Source organism: Micromonospora sp. C28ISP2-4, from assembly GCF_030519385.1.
GTDB lineage: Bacteria > Actinomycetota > Actinomycetes > Mycobacteriales > Micromonosporaceae > Micromonospora > Micromonospora tulbaghiae.
This window is the reverse complement of sequence record NZ_JAUMKG010000004.1, coordinates 211,385-232,677: the sequence shown is the minus strand read 5'-3', so window position 1 is coordinate 232,677 and position 21,293 is coordinate 211,385. Positions and strand designations below refer to the sequence as shown.

Annotated in this window: 16 protein-coding genes and 1 riboswitch; of the genes, 7 read left to right on the top strand and 9 right to left on the bottom strand. The window is 74.5% G+C overall.

What is annotated here, in order from left to right; all coding sequences use genetic code 11:
* Positions 1-73: 73 nt before the first annotated feature.
* Positions 74-694, bottom strand: coding sequence for an L-threonylcarbamoyladenylate synthase (locus Q3W68_RS17210; RefSeq protein WP_302906399.1), 621 nt, complete (start codon positions 692-694; stop codon positions 74-76).
* Positions 695-791: 97 nt separating this feature from the next.
* Here Q3W68_RS17210 and Q3W68_RS17205 point away from each other — a divergent pair, with 97 nt between their 5' ends.
* Both Q3W68_RS17205 and Q3W68_RS17200 read left to right on the top strand, forming a co-directional pair.
* On the top strand, positions 792-1,160 hold the full coding sequence (locus Q3W68_RS17205) for a hypothetical protein (protein WP_302906398.1): 369 nt from the start codon (positions 792-794) through the stop codon (positions 1,158-1,160).
* 261 nt (positions 1,161-1,421) lie between these two features.
* On the top strand, positions 1,422-4,406 hold the full coding sequence (locus Q3W68_RS17200) for a glycosyl hydrolase (protein WP_302906397.1): 2,985 nt from the start codon (positions 1,422-1,424) through the stop codon (positions 4,404-4,406).
* Between the two features lie 54 nt (positions 4,407-4,460).
* On the opposite strand, the gene Q3W68_RS17195 is transcribed toward Q3W68_RS17200, so the two are convergent.
* The 6 genes from Q3W68_RS17195 to Q3W68_RS17170 form a co-directional block, all read right to left on the bottom strand.
* Positions 4,461-4,841, bottom strand: a complete 381-nt coding sequence (locus tag Q3W68_RS17195) for a VOC family protein (protein ID WP_302906396.1) — start codon at positions 4,839-4,841, stop codon at positions 4,461-4,463.
* 45 nt (positions 4,842-4,886) lie between these two features.
* Positions 4,887-5,753 carry an SDR family NAD(P)-dependent oxidoreductase gene (locus Q3W68_RS17190; RefSeq protein ID WP_302906395.1) on the bottom strand — a complete coding sequence of 289 codons (867 nt, stop codon included), beginning with the start codon at positions 5,751-5,753 and terminating at the stop codon, positions 4,887-4,889.
* Positions 5,754-5,836: 83 nt separating this feature from the next.
* Positions 5,837-6,283, bottom strand: a complete 447-nt coding sequence (locus tag Q3W68_RS17185) for a glutaredoxin domain-containing protein (protein WP_302906394.1) — start codon at positions 6,281-6,283, stop codon at positions 5,837-5,839.
* Complete coding sequence (locus tag Q3W68_RS17180; RefSeq protein WP_302906702.1) at positions 6,283-9,075, bottom strand: FAD-binding and (Fe-S)-binding domain-containing protein; 2,793 nt, start codon at positions 9,073-9,075, stop codon at positions 6,283-6,285. Before Q3W68_RS17180 ends, Q3W68_RS17185 begins: the two co-directional genes overlap by 1 nt.
* A 46-nt stretch (positions 9,076-9,121) precedes the next feature.
* Positions 9,122-9,892, bottom strand: a complete 771-nt coding sequence (locus Q3W68_RS17175; protein WP_302906393.1) for a nucleotidyltransferase domain-containing protein — start codon at positions 9,890-9,892, stop codon at positions 9,122-9,124.
* Between the two features lie 29 nt (positions 9,893-9,921).
* Positions 9,922-10,863 (bottom strand): diacylglycerol kinase family protein, encoded by a 942-nt coding sequence (locus Q3W68_RS17170; protein ID WP_302906392.1) that lies wholly within the window; start codon positions 10,861-10,863, stop codon positions 9,922-9,924.
* A gap of 154 nt (positions 10,864-11,017) precedes the next feature.
* On the opposite strand from Q3W68_RS17170, the gene Q3W68_RS17165 reads away from it, so the two are divergent.
* From Q3W68_RS17165 to Q3W68_RS17150, 4 genes are all read left to right on the top strand, one after another.
* Entirely contained in the window at positions 11,018-12,181 is a 1,164-nt protein-coding gene (locus Q3W68_RS17165; RefSeq protein ID WP_302906391.1) for a hypothetical protein, read from the top strand.
* Between the two features lie 129 nt (positions 12,182-12,310).
* Positions 12,311-12,973 carry a hypothetical protein gene (locus Q3W68_RS17160; protein ID WP_302906390.1) on the top strand — a complete coding sequence of 221 codons (663 nt, stop codon included), beginning with the start codon at positions 12,311-12,313 and terminating at the stop codon, positions 12,971-12,973.
* Positions 12,974-13,119: 146 nt separating this feature from the next.
* Positions 13,120-15,438 carry a transglycosylase domain-containing protein gene (locus Q3W68_RS17155; RefSeq protein ID WP_302906389.1) on the top strand — a complete coding sequence of 773 codons (2,319 nt, stop codon included), beginning with the start codon at positions 13,120-13,122 and terminating at the stop codon, positions 15,436-15,438.
* Between the two features lie 412 nt (positions 15,439-15,850).
* A complete protein-coding gene (locus Q3W68_RS17150) occupies positions 15,851-17,914 on the top strand; it encodes a M4 family metallopeptidase (protein WP_302906388.1) in 2,064 nt (687 codons plus the stop codon).
* Positions 17,915-18,090: 176 nt separating this feature from the next.
* Here the strand turns inward: Q3W68_RS17150 and Q3W68_RS17145 are convergent, their stop codons facing one another.
* Entirely contained in the window at positions 18,091-18,540 is a 450-nt protein-coding gene (locus tag Q3W68_RS17145; RefSeq protein ID WP_302906387.1) for a YbaB/EbfC family nucleoid-associated protein, read from the bottom strand.
* 185 nt (positions 18,541-18,725) lie between these two features.
* Entirely contained in the window at positions 18,726-19,376 is a 651-nt protein-coding gene (locus Q3W68_RS17140) for a transglycosylase family protein (protein WP_302906386.1), read from the bottom strand.
* Positions 19,375-19,520: riboswitch (cyclic di-AMP (ydaO/yuaA leader) on the bottom strand. (Overlaps the previous gene by 2 nt.)
* Before the next feature lie 171 nt (positions 19,521-19,691).
* Between Q3W68_RS17140 and Q3W68_RS17135 the strand changes: the two genes are divergently transcribed.
* Complete coding sequence (locus Q3W68_RS17135) at positions 19,692-21,254, top strand: LLM class flavin-dependent oxidoreductase (protein ID WP_302906385.1); 1,563 nt, start codon at positions 19,692-19,694, stop codon at positions 21,252-21,254.
* Positions 21,255-21,293: the final 39 nt, after the last annotated feature.

The following is a 21,293-nucleotide window of genomic DNA, read 5'->3' as shown; positions in this document are numbered from 1 at the left end:
GTACCCCCGTCACCGTCCGCCGGGAATCACGGTGCCCTACGGCGGCGGCCGGGCGGGGCGGAACGGGTGATCATTACTCGAAGCGGGCCGGGTCGCCGGCGCCGCGGCGCAGGATCTCCGGCTCGTCACCGGACAGGTCGACCACGGTGGTCGGTTCCAGCCCACAGTCACCGGCGTCGACGACGGCGTCGACGAGGTGGTCGAGCCGTTCCTTGATCTCCCAGCCCTGCGTCATCGGCTCGTCCTCGCCGGGCAGCAGCAGCGTGCTGGTCAGCAGCGGCTCGCCGAGTTCGGCGAGCAGCGCCTGGGTCACGGTGTGCCGGGGCACGCGTGCCCCGACCACCCGCCGCCGCGGGTCCTGCAACCGGCGCGGCACCTCGGCGGTGGCCGGCAGCAGGAACGTGTAGCTGCCCGGGATGACGGACTTCACCTGCCGGAAGACCGCGTTGCTGAGCTTGACGAACTGGCCGAGCTGGGCGAAGTCGGCGCACATCAGCGTGAACGGGTGCCGGTCGTCGAGCCGCCGGATCTCCCGGATCCGCTCCACGCCGTCGCGGTTGCCGATCCGGCAGCCGAGCGCGTAGCAGGAGTCGGTCGGGTAGGCGATCACCCCGTCAGCGCGCAGCAGGTCCACCACCTGCCGGATCACGCGGGGCTGGGGGTTGTCCGGATGCAGGTCGTAGTACCTCGCCACGCCGGCCAGCCTATGTCGGCGCCCCGGGCGGGCGCAGGTTTGGCCGGGGCGGTTTCCGGAAACAGGTGGGGGCCGTTCACGACAGGGGGACCGAATCATGTCCGAAGCCAGCACAGACCGCGTCGCCGACCGCCCCGCGGAGGTGACCGATCCGCTGCTGTGGGACCTGGCCGCCGCGGTGGCCGACGCGCACCAGCCGGACGCCGAGCGCGTCTGCGCCAGCCCGAGCTGCGCCGGGGCCGCGTGGCCGTGCGCGGCCTGGAACAACGCGCAGGCGGGGCTGAGCGCCGCCCGGACGCCGCGGCAGTCCGCCGCGCCCCGGCAGCCGGCCACCTCGCCGCAGTCCGCCTCGCCGCGGCCGGTCGACGGCGGGCAGCCGGGCGCCGCGCAGGCCGGTGCCGCGGATGAGCGGGGCACGGCCTCGGCGCGGACCGGCGTACGGAACCTCGCCGCCACCGCCGCCTGACTCAGCGTAGGCGCACTGCTCTTCGCGCCGCCCCCGGCCGCCTCGGTCGGGGGCGGTGCCGTCGCGTGCCGTCGAGGCTGGTCAGCGCGCTTTACAGGGGTGCCGGGGAGTCCTCGGTGGGCATGGGAGAGCGCTCTCTTTCGTAACAAGACATTGACGGATCGGTAACCCGAACCTTAATGTCGCTCCCCAAGAGAGCGCTCTCACGACTGCCGGACCACCACTCCGCACCCCCGCCTTCTCCTCGTGAAGGGGACCTCCATGACCCATCTGCGGGACTTCTCCCCCGACCCCGTACCCCCGACCGCGCCCGCCCCGTCCCCGGCCCGGCGGCGCGGTCTGCGGGCGACCGCCCTCGTCGCCGCGTCGGTGCTCGCCGCCGGCCTGCTGGGCGTCGTGGTCGCCGGTGGCGGCACGGCCACCGCCGGCGCCGTCGGCGCGGGCAGCTACACCGAGACGCGGCCGGCCGGCGCCCTGCTGCCAAAGGGCTGCGGCGCGATCAGCACCAACCCGCGCATCTTCACCACCGCCGACGCGCCCACCGGCGCCATCCCCACCAACGACTGGTGGTCGTCGCTGATCTGGAAGCGCAACAACTGCACGGGCAGCGAGGTCCTGCACGCCCACCCGCTGGCGTTCAAGGCCGAGAACAACGGGCTCGGGCTGTCGTACACCACCACGCCCGCGATCAGCGGCACCGCGACCGGCGTCGGCGAGTTCCACTACCCGTACACCGAGGACGTCCGCGTCGGGATGCCCGGACTGTCCGCGCCGGTGGTCAAGGCCGCCGGCTGGAGCGACTGGACGGTCACCGCCGACTGGAGCGACGGCAGCCGCACCATGCGCGCCACCATCGGCCACGGCCTGCCGTTCAGCTACTACACGGTCAGCGGCGGCACCGCGCAGCTCACCACCGCCGGGACGCCCACCGTCTGGCGCAACTCCGGCGCCACCATCGGCTTCACCGTCCGCGGTCACGACTACGTCGCGTACGCCCCGACCGGCGCGACCTGGACCGTCAACGGCACCGGCATCAGCTCGACGCTGGCCGGCAAGGGGTACTTCTCGGTCGCGGCGCTGCCCGGCGGCGGCGACCGGGCTTCCCTGGCCGACACCTACGCCCGGTACGCCCACGCCCACGTCACCGGCACCCGGATGAGCTACAGCTACGACCCGTCCGCCGGCACGGTGCGCACCACGTACGCGTTCACCACCACGCCCCGCGAGGGCAGCGAGACGAAGACCGTGGTGGCGCTCTACCCGCACCAGTGGCGCAGCCTCACCGGCGCGACCCCGATCTCCCCCACGTACGTCTCCGCGCGCGGCGCCATGCGGGTGCTCACCGGCGTGCCGTCGTTCACCACCACGATGCGCTTCACCGGCGTCCTGCCCGAGGTGCCCGCCGTCGGCGACTCCAGCGGCGCGGACCTGTCCACAGTCACCGGCTACCTGAACGCCGAGCAGGGCAACCCGGAGGGCGTCAGCGGCCCGGACACCTACTGGGCCGGCAAGGGGCTCGGGCGGGCCGCCCGGATCGCCGAGATCGCCGACCATCTCGGGCAGACCTCGGTCCGCGACGCCGCGCTGACCGCCATGAAGAACCGGCTGACCAACTGGCTCACCGCCGGCTCCGGCGAGACCGGCCAGCTGTTCTACTACGACCGCAACTGGGGCACGCTGATCGGCTACCCCGCCTCGTACGGCTCCGACGAGGACCTCAACGACCACCACTTCCACTACGGCTACTTCATCGCCGCCGCCGCCACGGTCGCCAAGTTCGACCCGGGCTGGGCCGACGACAGCCGCTACGGCGGCATGGTCGACCTGCTCATCCGCGACGCCAACAACTACGACCGCGCCGACAGCCGCTTCCCCTACCTGCGGGACTTCGACATTTACGCCGGGCACGACTGGGCCTCCGGCCTGGCGCCGTTCTTCGCCGGCAACAACCAGGAGTCCTCCTCGGAGGGGATGAACTTCGCCAACGCGCTGATCCAGTGGGGCCAGGCCACCGGCGACACTGCCGTCCGCGACGCCGGGGTCTACCTGTGGACCACCCAGTCCGCGGCCATCTCCGAGTACTGGTTCGACGTGTACGACCAGAACTTCCCGGCCGCGTTCGGGCACAAGACCGTCGGCATGGTGTGGGGCGACGGCGGGTCGTACTCGACCTGGTTCTCCGCGGCGCCGGAGATGATCCAGGGCATCAACATGCTGCCGATCACCGGCGGCCACCTCTACCTGGGCGACTTCCCGGAGTACGTCAAGGCCAACTACGCCGAGCTGGTCACCAACAAGGGCGGCCCGCCCACGGTGTGGCAGGACATCGTCTGGGAGTTCCTGGCCCTCGGCGACGGTGAGCAGGCGCTGCGCAACTTCCGCGCCAACAGCGGGTTCACCAGCGAGGAGGGTGAGAGCAAGGCGCACACGTTCCACTGGATCCGCAACCTGGCCGCGCTCGGCACGGTGGACACCTCCGTCACCGCGAACCACCCGCTGGCGAAGGTGTTCGTCAAGAACGGCGCCCGCACCTACGTGGCGTCGAACATCACCGCCCGGCCACTGACGGTCACGTTCTCCAACGGCACCACCCTCGTCGTGCCGGCCGGGAAGACGGCCACGTCCGGGGCGTACACGTGGAGCGGCGGCAACGCCACCGGCGGCGGAACCGTGCCGACCGGCAGCCCGTCGACGTCGGCGCCCAGCCCCACCCGGACCACCGCCAGCCCGACGCCGACCTCCGCGAGCCCCAGCCCGACGGGTACGGGCAGCCCGCTCAAGCCGGTCCGGTACCTGCGCTCCGGCGGCGGTCTGGACGGCACCGCCGGCACGAGCGGCACGGTGACCGTGGCGGCGGCGAACGGCAACCACGACGGCACGCCGACCAACCCGCAGGTGTTCACCGCCACCGGGCTGACCGGCACGTACACCGGCGGGGCGACCGCGTTCGACCTGGCCGTCGACGCGGGCACCGCGGTCGGCAACGGCGTCCAGATCCGGGTCTCCTACGACCTGACCGGAAACGGCAGCGTCGAGCGGGTGGAGACCTACCGGTACTTCGCCACCGATCCGGTTCCGGGCGCGGAGCGGTACCGGCAGACCCAGGGCCTGCTCTCGTCCACCGGCACGCTGGGCAACCTGTCCGGCGGCACCGTACGCGTCGAGGTGTGGAACGCCATCGGCGGCGCGCCCACGACCCTCGGCGTCGGCAACAACTCGACGGTCACGCTGCCGTACGGCTCCTGACCGGCGGTTCCGGCGCCCCGGCCGCAGCGGCCGGGGCGCCGGTTCGCGACCGGGTCACGGCCAGCGGGTGGCGGTGCTCTCGAACAGCTCGCTGTCGCTCGCCACCGGGATGACGCACAGCAGGTGCCCGCCCGGCGCGCGCAGCACGTGGCAGTCGAGCCAGCGGGACACCGGCGTGGCGCCCAGCCCGCACAGCCGCTCGACCTCGGCGGCCACGTCGTCGGTCTCGATGTCGAGGTGGTAGCGGGGCGCGTCGCCGACCGACTGCACGGCGGTGACCAGCCCGGGCACCACGTCGGACAGGCCGGTGAACTCCGGTTCGCCCGGATCGGTGCGCAGGTCCGCGCCGAGTGCGGCGGACCAGAACGCGGCCGCCTCCCCCGCCTCGTCCCGCGGCGCGTCGATGATCAGGGCGTACAACCGCGATCGATGCATCGGCCGAGCCTAACCACGACCGCCGTCGCCGGCAGCCCCGTGAGGTCAGGCGGTCACGTGGGCGCTGTCGCCAGCGGTCGCGGCGAAGGACGTGCCGCTGACCATCCGCGCCGCGTCGGAGGCGAGGAACACCACGAGCGGCGCGACGTCCTCCGGCTCCACCCACGGCACGCCCAGCGGCGTCTTCGCCCGCAGAGCCCGGATCGCGGCTTCCTCCACCTCGGCCAGGTCACCGGAGGCCGGCTTCCCCGCCTCGGCCAGCGCCTGCACGTAGCGGTCCCGGTGCCGGGTCAGCGCGGTGTCGACCAGGCCCGGGATCACCGCGTTCACGGTCACGCCGTGCGGCCCCAGTTCCAGCGCGGCGGACTTGACCAGGCCGATCAGTCCCCACTTCGACGCCGAGTACGCGGACCCGTTCGTGGTGCCGTGCTGCCCCTGGGTGGACGACGTCACGACGATCCGTCCGCCACCGCGGCGTACCAGCAGCGGCGCGAAGACCCGCAGCACGTTGGCGGCGCCGGTGAGGTTCACGTCGATCTGGTCGTGCCAGTGCTGGTCGGTCATCTCCAGCAGCGGCGCGAACGCCTGGATGCCGGCGTTGGCGAACAGCACGTCCACGCCGCCGTGCTCCCGTTGCACCGCCTCGGCGACCGCGCGGACGGCCCCGATGTCGCGCTGGTCGGCCACGTGCGCCGACCAGCGGGCGCCCGTCGCCGTCACCCGCCGGCCGGTCTCGGCCAGGTCGTCCGGGGTGGCGGGCGGGAGGTCCAGGATCGGGCTGACCGGCCCGGCGACGTCCATCCCGGCCACGTCGGCGCCCGCCTCGGCCAGCGCCACCGCCGCGGCCCGGCCGATCCCCCGCGCGGCGCCGGTGACCACAGCGACCCGCCCCGACAAAATCCCGGCCGACATCGTTCCCCCTCCGCGGGCGCCGTCCGCGACGCCCTCTTCGCACGGTATGCCCGCCGGGCCGTCCCGTGCCGGGGTTCGCCCGGTCAGGCCCCGGGCCGGGGTTCGCCCGGTCGGCCCCCGAGCCGCGCCCGCAGCCACGCCGGGTCGGGATTGACCACCGCCCCGTCCGGCAGCACCACCGTGGGGACCGTCTCGTCGCCGCCGGTCACCGCCCGGACGGCGGCCGCAGCCTCCGGGTCGCGCCAGATGTCCACCCAGTACGCCCGCCGGGCCCGCCCGCCCAGCCGCAGGCGCAACCGGAGGCAGTACGTGCAGCCGGGCCGCCAGTAGACGACCGGCCGGCCGTCGTCCGCACTGCGCCGACGCGCCTGCGCCGAGGTCAGCGACCGGGGGAAGGCCAGCGGTGAGAAGAGCGCCGCCACCACGGCGAACGCCAGGAAGCCCAGCACCGACGAGACCGGCGTGTCCTGACCGGCGCCCACCGCCACGCCGACGGCCAGCATCAGCGCGGCGAGCCGCCAGCTGCGCATCAGGCGGTCACCTCCGCCAGCAGCTCCAGCAGGTGCCGGTACGGCTGCCCGGTGGCCCGCGCCAGCCCGATCTCGCAGGTCCGGTTCACCGAGGCGTACCCGTCGAAGGGGCGTGCCGCGACGGCGGCGGCCTCGGCCCGGGTGGCCGAGGCGGTCAGCTCCGGGTGCAGCAGCCCCCGGTCCCCGGCGAAGCCGCAGCACTGCCAGCCGTCCGGGACCACCACCTCGTCGGCGACCGCCCGGGCCACCGTGAGCAGCGCGTCGTCCAGGCCGAGCCGGACCGACGAGCAGGTCGGGTGCAGTGCGAGCGAGCCGATCCGGCGGCGCACTGTGAGCCGGGGCAGCAGCGTGCCGGCGGTGTACGCGACCGCGTCGACGACCCGCACGTCACCGGCGCCGTCGAGCAGCCGCTCGAAGCCCTCGGTGCAGGACGCGGCGTCGCTGACCACTGGCAGCGCGCCGTCGCGGCTCGCCGCGCGCAGCACCGGCGGGACGCGGTCGCGCACCGCCCGGTAGCCGTCGGTGAGTCCCTTCGAGGACCACGGCGTGCCACAGCAGAGGTCACCGATGCCGTCCGGCACGAGCAGGCGTACGCCGGCCCGCTCGGCGAGCGTCAGCAGCGCGGCGGCGACCCCGCTGCCGCCCTGCGCCGGGGCGAACAGCGTGCCCAGGCAGGAGGGTACGAACACGGCGTCCGGGTCGTCGGCCGGGTGGGGGCGGCGCGGGGTGCCGCCGCGCGGCAGGTCCCGCTGCCACCGCGGCACCCGGTCGGCGCCGAGCACCGCGCGGGCCGCCCGGGTGGCGGCCTCGGGCAGCGCGGGCGGCAGCGCCCCGGCCAGGTCGAGTCCCCGGGCCATGCCCCTGGTGGTGGCGCCCCAGCGCCGGGCCGCGCCGCGCCAGGCGGTACCCGCCGTGCGGCCGTGCTCCTGTGCGCGCAGCCGTTTCACCAGGTCGCCGGTGTTGATCAGCACCGGGCAGGCGGTGGCGCACATGCCGTCGACCGCGCAGGTCTGCACCGCGTCGTAGTCGTAGTCGTCCGTCAGCTCCCGGGCCAGCGCGGTGTCGCCGGCGGCCCGCGCGGCGGCGATCTCCCGGCGCAGCACGATGCGCTGCCGGGGTGTGGTGGTCAGGTCGCGGCTGGGGCAGACCGGCTCGCAGTAGCCGCACTCGACGCAGCGGTCCACCTCCTCCTCCACAGTCGGCACGGTCTTGAGGTGCCGCATGTGGATCTCCGGGTCGTCGCTGAGCAGCACACCCGGGTTGAGCACGCCTTCCGGGTCGCAGAGCGTCTTCAGTTCGCGCATCACCTCGTACAACTCGTCGCCGAACTGGCGGCGCACGTACGGGGCCATCACCCGGCCGGTGCCGTGCTCGGCCTTGAGCGTGCCGCCGTGGCCGAGCACCAGGTCGACCAGCTCCTCGGTGAAGTCGGCGTAGCGCGCCGGGGCCTGGCCGCCGTCGAACCGCTCGTTGAGCATGAAGTGCAGGTTGCCGTCCTTGGCGTGGCCGAAGATCACGCTGTCGGCGTACCGGTGCCGGTCGAACAGCTCGGCCAGCGACGCGCAGGTGCCGGCGAGCGCCTCGACCGGCACGGCGATGTCCTCCAGCAGCGCCGTGGTGCCGGACGGACGGGCGCCGGCCACGGCCGCGTACAGGCCCTTGCGGATGTGCCACAGCGCGGCCCGGGCGGCCGCTTCGCCGCTGAGCCGCGCCGGGGCGCTCAACGGCAGGCCGGCGAGCACCCGTCCGGCGTCCGCGACCCGGTCGGCGAGCGCCTCCGGGTCGGACTCCTGCCACTCCACGAGCAGCGCGGCGTGCTCCCGCACGGCCAGGCCGCGCAGCGCGGCGTCCGCCTTCGGGTCGCGCTGGGCCACCCGCAGGGCGACGGCGTCGAGCAGCTCGACCGCCGCCGGCCCGGCGGCCACCAGCGCCGGCATGGCGGCCATCGCCGCGCCCAGGGAGTCGAAGACCAGCAGGCCGGTCGCGGCGTGCCGGTGCACGGGTACGGTGCGGAACGTCGCCGAGGCGACGAACGCGAGCGTGCCCTCGCTGCCCACCACGAGCCGGGTGAGCAGGCCGGCCGGGTCGTCGTGGTCGAGGAACGCGTTCACGCCGTACCCCATGGTGTTCTTCATGGCGTACTGGGCGCGGATGCGGCGCACCGAGTCGGGATTGCCGCGTACCCGGTCGCGCAGCCGCAGCAGCCCGGCGTGCAGGTCCGGCTCGGCGGCGCGCAGCCGGGCGTCGGCGTCCGGTGCGCCGGTGTCCAGCACGGTGCCGCTGGGCAGCGCGAGGACCAGCGACTCCAGCGTCCGGTACGTGTTGAACTCGGTCCCGCAGGTCATGCCGCTGGAGTTGTTGGCGACCACGCCGCCGACCGTGCACGCGGACTCGCTGGCCGGGTCGGGGCCGAGCTTGCGGCCGTACGGCGCGAGCCGCGCGTTCACCTGCCGCAGCACCACCCCCGGCTGCACCCGCACCCGTCGTCCGTCGTCGAGCACCGTCAGGTCGCGGAAGTGCCGCCGCACGTCGACGAGCAGCCGGTCGGTGACCGCCTGGCCGCTGAGGCTGGTGCCGCCGGAGCGGAACGTCAGGGCGGTGCCGGTGCGGCGGCTGTGCGCCAGCAGCGCGGCGACCTGGCCGGCGTCGGACGGGGTGATCACCGCGCCGGGGTGCAGCAGGTAGTGCGAGGCGTCGTGGGCCATCCGCAGCCGGTCCGCGGCCCGGGTCGCCACGCCGCCGGGTACCACCGACTCCAGTCCGGCCCGCGCGGACGCGCTCAGCTCCATCATGATCACCGCACCTCCCCCGGCCCACAGTAGTCACGCACGGCGGGGCTCAGTCCGCGGTGATCCGGTCCAGCACCCGCCGCTGGAACGCGCGGGCAGCCGGACCGGGCGGCGGCGTACCGCCGAGGCGGGCCTCGATCGAGGCCCGGATCAGTGCGGCGTCCGGGTCGTCGGCGGCCACCCGCAGCCCGGCGTCGACCTTGCCCAGCCAGACGCCGTCGCGGTGGCGCACCAGTGTCCGGCAGGCCCCGAGTACCGCGTCCTCCGCGCCGGGGGCCGGTTCGTCGCCGGGCGGGGTGGGCAGCGCCAGCCACCAGCGCAGCGCGTCCGCGAGCAGTGCCCGCAGCGCCTCCGGGGACGGGTCGGCGAACACCTCGGCGGCGGGCGGGCCGAGCAGCGCCAGGCCGGACTGGCGCAGGATGCTGCGGTCCAGCGCGTACCAGAACCGCCCGTCGGCGGCGGGCCGGTCGGCCGGCTGGTAGGTGGCGCGGAACGGCATGGTCGCGCCGGTGTTCAGCTCGACCTCGAAGCCCGGCTCGGGGGTGCCGGAGGCGGCCACGTCGCGGCGGTAGACCACGAGTTCCAGGCCGCGCGCCGGGCACGGCAGCGACTCGTGGCGCAGCCGGTCCACGAGCAGGCGCTTCGCCGCCTCGGGCAGCGGCGCGGCGACCAGCAGCGCCACGTCCACGTCGCTGCGCCCCGGCTGGTACGCGCCCAGCCCGACCGACCCGGCCGCGTACGCGCCGACCAGGTCGTCACCGAGCACGTCGCGGGAGCAGCGGACCAGTTCGGCCAGGTAGTCGCGGATGTCGTCGCGCATTACGGCATCCTGCCCCGGCCCGGTCGCGGTCAGTCCGCCGGGTCGGGACAGCACACGGTCAGCGCGCCCGGCACCACCTTCACCTTGAGCCGTTTCGCCTTGCCCCGGGCGCCGCCGTCCAGCTCGTACGTCTTCGGCGCGTCGAACCGCACCTTGATCTTGCGACCGCGGGTGATCCGGACGAACGGCGACTCCTCGGAGCGCCCGGCGGCCATCCGGCCCAGCGTGCGCGCCCAGTCCACGGCGCCGCTGGCGGTGGAGACGCCGACTTCGAGGGCCCCGTCGTCGGGGCGGGCGTCGTCGAAGGCCGGGATGCCGCCGGTGATGGTGCCGACGTTGCCGAACAGCACGCAGCTCGCCTCGTCGTCGAACCAGTCGGCGCCGTCGACCCGGATCCGGGTCCGTACGCACTCCCCGCGCACGTGCCGCAGCCCGGTCCAGACGTACGCGATCCGGCCGAACCGGCCCTTGAGCTGCCGGTCGGCGTCGCGGATCAGGTCGCCGTCGAAGCCGGCGCCCGCCATCACCGCGAAGTGCTCGCCGTTGATCCGGCCCAGGTCCAGCTCACGCCGGCGGCCGTGCAGCGCGATCCGTACCGCCTCGGGCAGGTCGACCGGGATGCCGAGGTTCACCGCGAACAGGTTGGCGGTGCCGGCCGGCAGGATGCCCATCGGCACGCCGCTGCCGGCCAGCGCGTCGGCGCACCGCTGCACCATGCCGTCGCCGCCCCACACCAGCACCAGCTCGGCGCCGGAGTCCAGCGCCGCGCGGACCCGCTTGGGCGCCTTGCGGCTCTTCGGCACCTCGTACCAGAGCAGCCGCCCGACCCCGGCGGCCACGAGCCGGGAGCGCAGCTCGTCGAGCCCGCCCCCGAACGTCTTCTTCCGGTGGGCGACGACAGCGACCACTCCGGCCGGGGGCGCGGCGGGAGCGGGGGCGGTGTCCGGGCGTTCGGCCGTGCGCGTGTCCATGGTCCGGCTGGTACCCGGACGCCGCGGATCCCACGCCTGCGCCCGGCGCGACGCGCCCGATCCGGATCAACGGCGTACTGTGCCCGGGCCGCCACGTTCGGTACAGTGCGGGACGTCGATCCGTGCCGCCGGGCGCGGGTCCGAAGGGTGCGGGATGTCGGTTCGGACCGGGTGGATGGCGCGCTGCACGCTGCGCCTCGGCCTGCGCCTCGGCCTGCTGCTCGGCGCCGTGGCCGTCGTCTGGGGCGCCCACGAGGCCGCATTCGGCTCGGCCGCCCACGCCGCCGACCGGGAGCCGTCCGGTCCGCTCACCGCCACCGTCGGGGTGCTCACCCACACGCTCGGGACGGTGCTCGGCCTGCCCGTGTCCGGAACCGACGACGGCGGCGCGCCCCCTTCCGGGTCCGGCGACGCCGCGGCGGTACCGGCGACACCCGCCGCGCCCGCGCCTGCTCCCGCCGCACCGGTGCCCGCGCCCGACGCAACCGCGTCGAAGCCGGGTACGCCGCCCTCGCCCGGCGCGGGCAGCCCGGCGGCGCAGCCGGCCCCCGCGACGCCGGTCACCGGCCGGGTGGTCGAGGCGGTGGTGACGCCGGTCCGGGACCACGTGCTCACGCCCGTCACCGGCGGCCTGCACCCGGTCACCGACCCGCTGCGCGACCACCTGCTGGCGCCCGTCGCCGAGGGTCTGCGCCCGGTCACCGACCCGGTCAAGGCAGGCGTGCTCGACCCGGCGGCGGACCTGCTGTCCCCGGTCGTGGAGCCGCTGCGCCCGATCCTCGGCCCGGTCTGGCGAGGGCTGGAACCGGTGCTCGACCCGCTGGACCCGGTGCTCGATCCGCTCAGCCCGGTGACCGATCTGCTCGACCCGCCGGCCGCGCCGGAACCCGGATCACCGCCGGCACCGGGCGAGGCCGCGCCCGGGCCGGCCGATCCGAGCGTCCCGGCCATCCCGGTCGACCCGGCCGCGGCGCCGGCTCCCGGGCGTGTGCACGACGCGCCGTCCCGCTCCGCCGGGCCGGTCCTCGCCGCCCCGGGCGCGCGCACCCTCACCGTCGTCGTCGGCACGCGGTGGGTCGACGCCGTACGCGGCCGGGCAGCGGCGGCGGTCGGCCCGGCGGCGCACGTCACGACCAGGCCCGCGCTGCCGCTGCCGCTCGACGGCGTCACCCACGGCGGCGGCGCCGTGCACAGCGAGCCGGCCGACGCGGACGCGAACCGCTGGCGGCCGCCGGCGCTGACCCACGGGTACGCGCGACCGGCGGCCGACCCGCTGCCGCCGTCCCGCACGTCGCGCCCCGGCACCAGACCCGCCTGAGCGGACTCCACAGGCACCACCTCCGATCCGGAGCACGGGCGTGTCCCGCCCGACTGCCGCATACGCGGCGGCGCTGCCGTCCGGCGCCCACAACCGACCCGATCACGCCTGGAACACAGGAGTTCGTTCATGAGCACAGCTCTGCCCGTCGTCCGCGCCCGGTGGTGCGACATCGGCCGGATCGCCGATCTCGTCGCCGAGGCCCTCGCGCCCACCGCGCTGGCCGCCTGGCTCGTCCCCGACACGTCCCGCCGCCTGCCGGTCCTCGCCGCCGTGGCGCGGATCTGGACCGAACACGCGTTGCTGTTCGGCGACGCGTTCCTGCTGCCCGACGGCAGCGCCGCCACCGTGTGGTTCCACCGCTACCGCCCGCTCCCCTCCCCCCACCGGTACGCCGACCGGCTCGCCGGCGCCGCCGGGCCGGACGGGGACCGGTTCCGCCGCCTCGGTGCGGAACTGGCGGCACGCCGCCCGGCCGAGCCGCACAACCATCTGGCGCTGCTGGCCGCGCCCCGGGGCGGTGCGACGCAGGCGCTGTCCGCGGCGCAGCGCCGGATGGACACGTTGAGCCTGCCCACGTACGCCCACCCGTGCGCCGGTGAGCAGGAGGAGGAGCTGCTGCGGCGGCTCGGCTACGCCGAACGGGAGACGTTCGCCGCCCCGGACGGCACGCCGGTGCGGTCGTTGTGGCGGTCGGCGCCGTTCCACGCGGGCGGCAACGACAGGTGGCGGACCCGCCGGGCCGCCCGCCGGGAACGCGACGACCGGACCGCCGGGTGGGCGGCGCGCTGACCCGGTGAGCCCCCGGGCCGGGGCGGCAGCCGCCCGCCCCGGCCCGGACCGCGCCACACCTTCCGGGTTCGTCGGCCGGTGCGGCCGTCGCAGCTCGGTTAGCCTGCGAGCCGGGCACGACTCAGCCGAGCAGTCGGAGGTAAAGCGTGCGGAACAGCGGATCCACAGCGGAACCGGGCGGCGCGGCCCAGGTGCGTCCCAGGCGCAGGCGGCGGCGTCTGCTGGTCGTCCTCGCGGTCTGCACGCTGCTGGCCGGCTGCGGACTGGTCGCCGGCGGCTACTACTTCGACAGCGTGCCGACGCCCAGCGACCTGAAGCTGCCCGAGTCCACCACCGTCTACTACGCCGACGGGCGTACGCCGATGGCGAAGCTGGGCGCGCAGAACCGCACCATCGTGCCGTACGACCAGATGAACGACTCGGCCAAGCAGGCGATCGTGGCGGCCGAGGACCGTACGTTCTGGACGAACCAGGGCATCGACTTCAAGGGTGTGCTGCGGGCGGCCTGGGCGAACGTGAGCGGCGGGCAGCGGCAGGGCGCGTCCACCCTCACCCAGCAGTACGCGCGCATCGCCGCGGACCTGCGCGGGGTCACCTACTCCCGCAAGCTGCGCGAGGCGGTGATCGCGTGGAAGCTCGACGACGCGTACTCCAAGGAGGAGATCCTCGGCTTCTACCTGAACACCGTGCCGTTCGGGCGGGGCGCGTACGGCATCGAGGCGGCCGCGCAGACGTACTTCGGCAAGACGGTACGCCGGGACGCGCCCGCCGCGCGGCAGCTCACGCCGGCCGAGGCGATGGTGCTCTGCGCGATGGTGAAGCAGCCGGAGGCGGACCCGGCCGACCCGGAGGGCTCGCCCGGCTACGACCCGCGCCGCAACGCGCTGGCCCGGCAGAACTCGATCGACAGGTGGAACTACATCCGCGACGGCATGGTCAAGCTCGGCTACCTGACGCCGCAGCAGGCGGCGGATCTCGCGTACCCGGACACGGTCCGGCCGATCGACAAGGACGCGGGCCGGTCGGACCTGGACCGGCCGACCGGCCTGGTGGTCAACCACGTGCTCGCCGAGCTGCGCGAGACCGAGCCGTTCCGCGGCAAGCCCGACGAGGTGATCCGCGACGGCGGCTACCGGATCGTCACCACCATCGACAAGCGCGTGCAGGACGCGGCCGAGGCGGCGGCGGACATCCGCCGCGACACCGCGCCGCAGGCGGTCCGCGGCCAGCCGGACAACTGGCAGGCGGCGCTGGTGGCGGTGGAGCCGGGCACCGGCCGGGTGCTCGGCTACTACGGCGGCGACAAGGGCTCGGGCGCGGACTACGCCGGCTGGTACTACGACGAGAACGGCGAGACCCGCGGGTTCGGCCAGCATCCGCCGGGGTCGTCGTTCAAGGTGTACGACCTGGCCGCCGCCGTACGCGACGGGATCTCGGTGAAGCAGCGGTTCGACTCGCCGGAAACCAAGGAGTTCCCCGCCTCGGGGCGCACCAGGGGCAGCGCGGCCGGGCCGATCCGCAACGCCGAGCGCGCGCCCTGCCAGCCGGACTGCGCGCTCTGGGAGGCCACCGTCTCCTCGCTGAACGTGACCTACTTCGAGCTGACCGAGAAGCTGGGCACCGACAAGGTGATCGAGATGGCCCGGCAGGCGGGCGTGGAGTCGATGTGGGAGACGGTCCGGGGCAATCCCCGGCCGCAGCGTGTCGACCTGCGCAGCGATCCCGCCGACGAGGTGGCGAAGCGGTTCTCCACCGAGGTCGGGATCGGGCAGTACGGGATCACCGTGCAGGACCACGCGAACGGGATGGCGACGTTCGCGGCCGGCGGCAAGCGTGCCGACGCGCACTTCGTCCGGTCGGTGACAAAGGACGACGAGCAGGTGTGGACCGAGCAGCTGCGAACGACGGACCTGGGCCTGGACCGGGAGGCGATCGACCAGCTCGACTGGACGCTGCGCCGGGTGCGGGCCGCCGAGCTGGGCAACGGCTGGGACTCCGCCGGCAAGACCGGCACGTGGCAGGCCGGGCAGAGCACCACGCAGAACGTGCACACCTGGATGGTCGGCTGGACCGGCGCGCTCGCCTCGGCCGTCTGGCTGGGCACCACCGACGGCAAGCCGCTGCGGACGAAGGGCGGCAGCTACGAGGTGTACGGCTCGACCGGCGCCGCGCCGATCTGGCGGCAGTTCATGACCCGGGCCACCGCGGCGATGAAGCTCGACCCGGGCAAGTACCGCTTCGGTGAGCCGAAGTTCCCCGGCGAGACCCCGGAGCCGACCCGGTCGGCGCCGCCGCCGACGACCGCCGCGCCCACGCCGCCGGAGTCGGAGTCGCCGAGCCCGAGCCCGGACCGGTCCAGCCGGAGCCCGGACCCGACCGGGCGGCCGACCTCGCGGCCGACGCTGACGCCGTCGCTGCCACCGCTGCCCACCGTGTCGCCGACGCGTACCCGCGGCCCGCGCTGACCCAGCCGGGCGGCGGCGCGACCGCCGCCCGGCCTCGCGCGCGGCGGCCTCGCGTCTATGCGCGCCATTCGCACACAGCGGCAACGTCCGCAATTTGCACGGCCATCTATCCATCGCTGGCGATATTCGCCCTGATCAGTGCCTATTGAAGATCATGGTTGCCTGAATCGACGTGCGCGGCGACACGCCCGACTGCCAGTCGTTGCCCAGGTCACCCATTGCTCCGGGCTCGGGCGGCGTGTGATTGTGCACCAGCGAGCCGCCGACCCCCGGCGACTCGCGACGGTCGATCTGTCGACCCGGAGCCACGCCGGCAGCTCCGGTGACCGGCCGTCACCCTGCCTCGCACCACCGCGCCGCCCGTCCCCACCGGGCTCCGTGCGGCGCGCCTGTAGAACAGGAGCACACCCCCGTGAAACTCTCACCTCGCCTCGCCGCGCTCACCGGCGCGGCCGCGGCCGGCCTGCTCGCCGCAGGCACCGCCGCCGCCGTGCAGGCCGCGCCACCCGGACCCGCCGCCCCCGACCCGGCGCAGGCCCGGGCGACCGCCGCCGACTCGGCCCGCGCGCTGGTCGCGAACCGCCCCGCCTACCTGCAGGCCGGCTCCGACGACGCGTTCGTCCAGAAGCCGGTCATCTCCTCCGAGGGCACCCAGTACGTGCCCTACGAGCGCACCTACAAGGGCCTTCCGGTGGTCGGCGGCGACTTCGTGCTCGCCACGGACGCGGCCGGCAACCTGAAGTACGCCTCGGTCGCCCAGCAGCGGCCCATCGGTGCCCTCGCCACCACTCCCGCGCTGACCCGGGGCGCCGCCGCGAAGACGGCGCGCGCCCAGCTCAAGACCGTGAACGCGGTCGAGGGCACCACGCTCGTGGTCTACACGCTCGGCGCCGCACCGGCGCTGGCCTGGGAGACCACTGTTCGCGGCACCGGCGCGGACGGCCCCAGCCGGCTCACCGTCGACGTCGACGCCCGCACCGGCGCGGTCCTGCGCAAGCAGGAGCACGTGGTGCGCGGCACCGGCACCGGTGCCTGGAACGGACCCAGCCCGCTCACGCTCAACACCACCCAGTCGGGCTCCACGTACACCATGAAGGACCCGACGGTCACGAACCTGAGCTGCCAGGACGCGGCGAACAACACCACGTTCAGCGGCTCCGACGACGTGTGGGGCAACGGCACCGCCACCAACAAGGAGACCGGCTGCGTGGACGCGTTGTTCTCCGCGCAGACCGAGCACAAGATGCTCTCCCAGTGGCTGGGCCGCAACGGCGCCAACGGCAACGGCGGCTACTGGCCGATCCGGGTGGGCCTCAACGACCAGAACGCCTACTACGACGGCAGCCAGGTGCAGATCGGCAAGAACACCGCCGGTCAGTGGATCAGCTCGCTGGACGTGGTGGCGCACGAGATCGGCCACGGCATCGACGACAACACCCCCGGCGGCATCTCCGGCGGCGGCACGCAGGAGTTCGTGGCGGACACGTTCGGCGCGGCCACCGAGTGGTTCGCCAACGAGCCGTCCAGCTACGACGCGCCGGACTTCCTGGTCGGCGAGAAGATCAACCTGGTCGGCTCCGGCCCGATCCGCAACATGTACAACCCGTCAGCGCTCGGCGACCCGAACTGCTACTCCAGCAGCATCCCGTCGACCGAGGTGCACGCCGCGGCCGGCCCGGGCAACCACTGGTTCTACCTGCTGGCCAACGGCAGCAGCCCGACCAACGGGCAGCCGTCCAGCTCGACCTGCAACGGCAGCAGCGTGACCGGCCTCGGCATCCAGAAGGCCATGAAGATCATGTACAACGCGATGCTGCTGAAGACGTCGTCCTCGTCCTACCTGAAGTACCGCGTGTGGACGTTGCAGGCGGCGAAGAACCTCTACCCGAGCAGCTGCGCCGAGTTCAACGCGGTGAAGGCGGCGTGGACCGCCGTCAGCGTGCCGGCCCAGTCCGGTGAGCCGACCTGCGCCGGCGGCACCCCGACGCCCACGCCGAGCACCACGACCACCCCGCCGTCGGGCGGCTGCTCCGGCAACAAGCTCGCCAACCCGGGCTTCGAGTCGGGCAACGTGAGCTGGAGCGCCTCGTCCGGCGTCATCACCACGGACAGCGGCCAGGCCGCGCACGGCGGCTCGTACAAGGCGTGGCTGGACGGGTACGGCTCGTCGCACACCGACACGCTCAGCCAGTCGGTGACGATCCCGGCCGGATGCCGGGCGACGCTGAGCTTCTGGCTGCACGTCGACAGCGCGGAGTCGACCACCAGCACCGCGTACGACAAGCTCACCGTCAAGGCGGGCAGCACCACGCTGGCCACCTACTCCAACCTGAACAAGGCCACCGGCTACGTGCAGCGGTCCTTCGACATCTCGTCACTCGCGGGCACCACGGCGACCATCTCGTTCAGCGGCGTGGAGGACAGCTCGTTGCAGACGTCCTTCGTCGTCGACGACACCGCGGTCACAGTGAGCTGACCGTGGCGTGGCGCGGCCGGTCGTCGTCCTCCCGGCGGCCGGCCGCCTCCTCGTGTCAGGCCGGCGCCGCGTCGCGCGTGGTCGGCGCCGCGTCGCGCGTGGTCGGCGCCGCGTCGCGCGTGGTCGGCGCCGCGTGCGGGGCGGCGCCGCGTCGCGCCGGGGCGCGTGCGGTCGGGTCAGGCCGGGCGCCCGGCCCGGGACGGGGTGCCGCGGTCGCGGTGGATCCGCGCGGCCGCCTCGTGCATCGCGCGGCCGAACAGCTCGGCCTGATCGCCCATGCTGCCGAGCCGGGCGGCGAGCGCGTCGGCGTCGGCCCGCGCCGACGCGCTGACCCGGTCGTCCAGCTCGGACAGCGCGGCGTTGGCGGCGGCGACGAGATGCCCGCAGAGGACGTCGAGGGGCTCACCGGCCAGCTCCGGGTCGACCGTCACGGAATCCAGCCGGCCACCCTGGACGGCGACCGCGCGGACCCGCCCGCCGGCGGCAGTGCCCTCGGCCCGGAGCAGGTCGCCCGGCTCGCCGTCGGCGTGCGCCGAGGCCCGGGAGCGCATCGCGGTGAGCGCCTGCTGCGTGCGGGTCAGCAGCTCGTCGAGGCTCGCGGCCGCCGAGAACGGGTCGTTGGTCATTTCCGCGCCTTCTTCACGTCTTAGCCGAGCACCGTGACCCTAGCAACCGGCTCCGACGAATCGCGGTCACCCGCTGTCGCGGGCCGCGCCCCGGCACCGCGAGCAGGCCGGACACCGGCGACGCGGCGTGTCGCGGACGGAGCGAACGCCCGGCCGGACGGGCCGGCCGGGCGTTCGAGGGCCACTCAGCGCAGGCGCAGCCGCTGACCGGGGAAGATCAGGCCGGGGTCGTCACCGACCACTGCGCGGTTGCGCTCGTGCAGGGCACGCCAGCCGCCGTCGACGTGCTGCGCCACGGCGATCTCCGACAGCGTGTCCCCGCGCCGGACCACGTACGTCCCGGCGCCGGTCGCGGGTTGTGGCGCCGCCTTCGTCGCGGGCCGCTGCGGCGCGGCCTTACGCGTGGCCGCCCGCTTCGGGGCGGCCTTGCGCGGGACGGCCTTCGTGGTGGCCCGCTCGCCGGCCGCGGCCGACCCGGAGCTCGCCGAGCCGCCCTTCCTGCCGCAGACCGGCCACGCGCCGATGCCCTGCCCGCGCAGCACCTTCTCCGCGACGGCGATCTGCTCGGACCGGCTGGCCAGGTCGGCGCGGGCGGCGTACTTCTTGCCGCCGTAGCCGTTCCAGGTGGCGCGGGAGAACTGGAGCCCGCCGTAGTAGCCGTTACCAGTGTTGATCTTCCAGTTGCCGCCGGATTCGCAGCGCGCGACCGCGTCCCAGTTGACGCCCGCGCTGGCCGGAGCAGCCGGGCCGAACAGGGCCGCGGCGCCGACGGCGGCGCCGGCCACCACCGCTCCGAGCGCGGTACGGCGGCTTCGGGCTGAGTATTCAGTTGCCATGTGGATTCCTCCACGCCGACGAGGTGAGCTGTCGGGTTCGGGCCGAGGAGCCCGGCCGCCGGTGGCGGCTTCACCCCGAGGTGACGATGCACCGTGGAACGTGTGGTTCCCCCGCTCCCGCGCGAGGTTCGGTTACCGGGGCCGGCGGCGGGATTTGGCGTTTCCGGCACGCGGTGTCCGCGTCTGCGAACGAAACCGACGCTAGGAGCGTTTTGCGACGATCGTCCACTTCTTGTGACGCTCTTCACCCGGCCGGGCTACCGGTGACGGCGCTACGGTGGCAGGGCCAGGCAAGATCACGGGAGGGCGGGACGGATGACCGATCACGGACACGAGCTGACCTTCGGCGGGTTCCTCACCCCCGCCGCCGGGCAGCCCGACCAGGTGGTGGCGCTCGCCCGGCTCTGCGAGCAGGTGGGGCTGGACCTGGTCACGTTCCAGGACCACCCGTACCAGCCGGGCTTCCTGGACACGTGGACGCTCATGTCCTACGTGGGCGCCGCCACCGAGCGCATCCGCCTGGCCGGCAACGTGCTCAACCTGCCGCTGCGCCAGCCGGTGGTGCTGGCCCGCAGCATCGCCAGCCTGGACCTGCTCACCGGCGGCCGGGTCGAGCTGGGACTCGGCGCGGGCGCGTTCTGGGACGCGATCGAGGCGACCGGCGGGCGGCGCCTGTCCCCCGGCGCCGCCGTCGACGCCCTCGACGAGGCGATCCGGGTGATCCGCGAGGTCTGGGACACCGACCGGCGCGGCATGATCCGCGTGGACGGCGAGCATTACCGCGTGGTGGGCGCCAAGCGCGGTCCGGCGCCCGCGCACCAGGTCGGCATCTGGGTCGGCGCCTACAAGCCGCGGATGCTGCGCCTGGTGGGCCGCGCCGCGGACGGCTGGCTGCCGTCCCTGTCCTACCTGCCGAAGGGCCCCGACGAGCTGCCCGCCCTGAACAAGCTGGTCGACGAGGGCGCGGAGGCGGCCGGGCGCGACCCGGCCGCGATCCGCCGTATGCTCAACGTGACCGGCACGTTCGCCCGCTCGTCGGCCGGCTTCCTGGCCGGGCCGCCGGAGCAGTGGGTGGAGGAACTGGCCGGGCTCACGCTGGAGCACGGCATCACCACGTTCATCCTCGGCAGCGACGAACCGCGCGCGATCCAGATCTTCGGCCAGGAGGTCGCGCCCGCCGTGCGGGAGCTGGTCGCCGCCGAGCGCACCGCGCCCGGCGGTGGCGACGACCGCGCGGCCCCCGACGAGCAGACCGCCGCCGGCCCGAGCACGCTCGGCGTCACCCCCACCCCCGACCCGGGGGTACGCCTGAGCGCGCGCCGCCCCTGGGACGAGTCCACCCGCCCGAGCGCCCCGCCGCCACCGGCCGGACACGTCTACCCGGCCCGGGGACAGGCCGCCGGGCAGCACCTGGTGGACGTGCACGATCACCTGCGCCAGGAGCTGGCCCAGGTGCGCGACCTGCTGGAACAGGTCAAGCAGGGCTCGGTCACGCCGGGTCGGGCGCGGGCCGCACTGAACGAGATGACCATGCGGCAGAACAACTGGACGCTCGGGGCGTACTGCGCGGCCTACTGCACCATGGTCACCCAGCACCACGGGCTGGAGGACGCCTCGATCTTCCCGCACCTGCGCCGCTCCGAGGCCGGGCTGGCAGCGGTGCTGGACCGCCTGGAGGAGGAGCACGTGGTGATCCACGGGGTGGTGGAGAGCGTGGACCGGGCGCTCGTCGAGCTGGTCCGCCGGCCCGGCGACTTCACCGGACTCCAGGAGGCGGTGGACCTGCTCACGGACACGCTGCTGTCGCACCTGTCGTACGAGGAGCACCAGATCGTCGAGCCGCTGGCCCGGCACGGATTCTTCCCCGGCCAGCTGTGAGGTAGCTGACTTCTGTAACCCTAAGCCAGAGGGTACCGT

What these genes read in the sequence shown, in the direction of transcription:
- Q3W68_RS17205 (WP_302906398.1), top strand. Translation starts at nt 792, where the DNA reads ATGTCCGAAGCCAGCACAGACCGCGTCGCCGACCGCCCCGCGGAGGTG.
- Q3W68_RS17200 (WP_302906397.1), top strand. Translation starts at nt 1,422, where the DNA reads ATGACCCATCTGCGGGACTTCTCCCCCGACCCCGTACCCCCGACCGCG.
- Q3W68_RS17195 (WP_302906396.1), bottom strand. Translation starts at nt 4,841, where the DNA reads ATGCATCGATCGCGGTTGTACGCCCTGATCATCGACGCGCCGCGGGAC.
- Q3W68_RS17190 (WP_302906395.1), bottom strand. Translation starts at nt 5,753, where the DNA reads ATGTCGGCCGGGATTTTGTCGGGGCGGGTCGCTGTGGTCACCGGCGCC.
- Q3W68_RS17185 (WP_302906394.1), bottom strand. Translation starts at nt 6,283, where the DNA reads ATGCGCAGCTGGCGGCTCGCCGCGCTGATGCTGGCCGTCGGCGTGGCG.
- Q3W68_RS17180 (WP_302906702.1), bottom strand. Translation starts at nt 9,075, where the DNA reads ATGATGGAGCTGAGCGCGTCCGCGCGGGCCGGACTGGAGTCGGTGGTA.
- Q3W68_RS17175 (WP_302906393.1), bottom strand. Translation starts at nt 9,892, where the DNA reads ATGCGCGACGACATCCGCGACTACCTGGCCGAACTGGTCCGCTGCTCC.
- Q3W68_RS17170 (WP_302906392.1), bottom strand. Translation starts at nt 10,863, where the DNA reads ATGGACACGCGCACGGCCGAACGCCCGGACACCGCCCCCGCTCCCGCC.
- Q3W68_RS17165 (WP_302906391.1), top strand. Translation starts at nt 11,018, where the DNA reads ATGTCGGTTCGGACCGGGTGGATGGCGCGCTGCACGCTGCGCCTCGGC.
- Q3W68_RS17160 (WP_302906390.1), top strand. Translation starts at nt 12,311, where the DNA reads ATGAGCACAGCTCTGCCCGTCGTCCGCGCCCGGTGGTGCGACATCGGC.
- Q3W68_RS17145 (WP_302906387.1), bottom strand. Translation starts at nt 18,540, where the DNA reads ATGACCAACGACCCGTTCTCGGCGGCCGCGAGCCTCGACGAGCTGCTG.
- Q3W68_RS17140 (WP_302906386.1), bottom strand. Translation starts at nt 19,376, where the DNA reads ATGGCAACTGAATACTCAGCCCGAAGCCGCCGTACCGCGCTCGGAGCG.
- Q3W68_RS17135 (WP_302906385.1), top strand. Translation starts at nt 19,692, where the DNA reads ATGACCGATCACGGACACGAGCTGACCTTCGGCGGGTTCCTCACCCCC.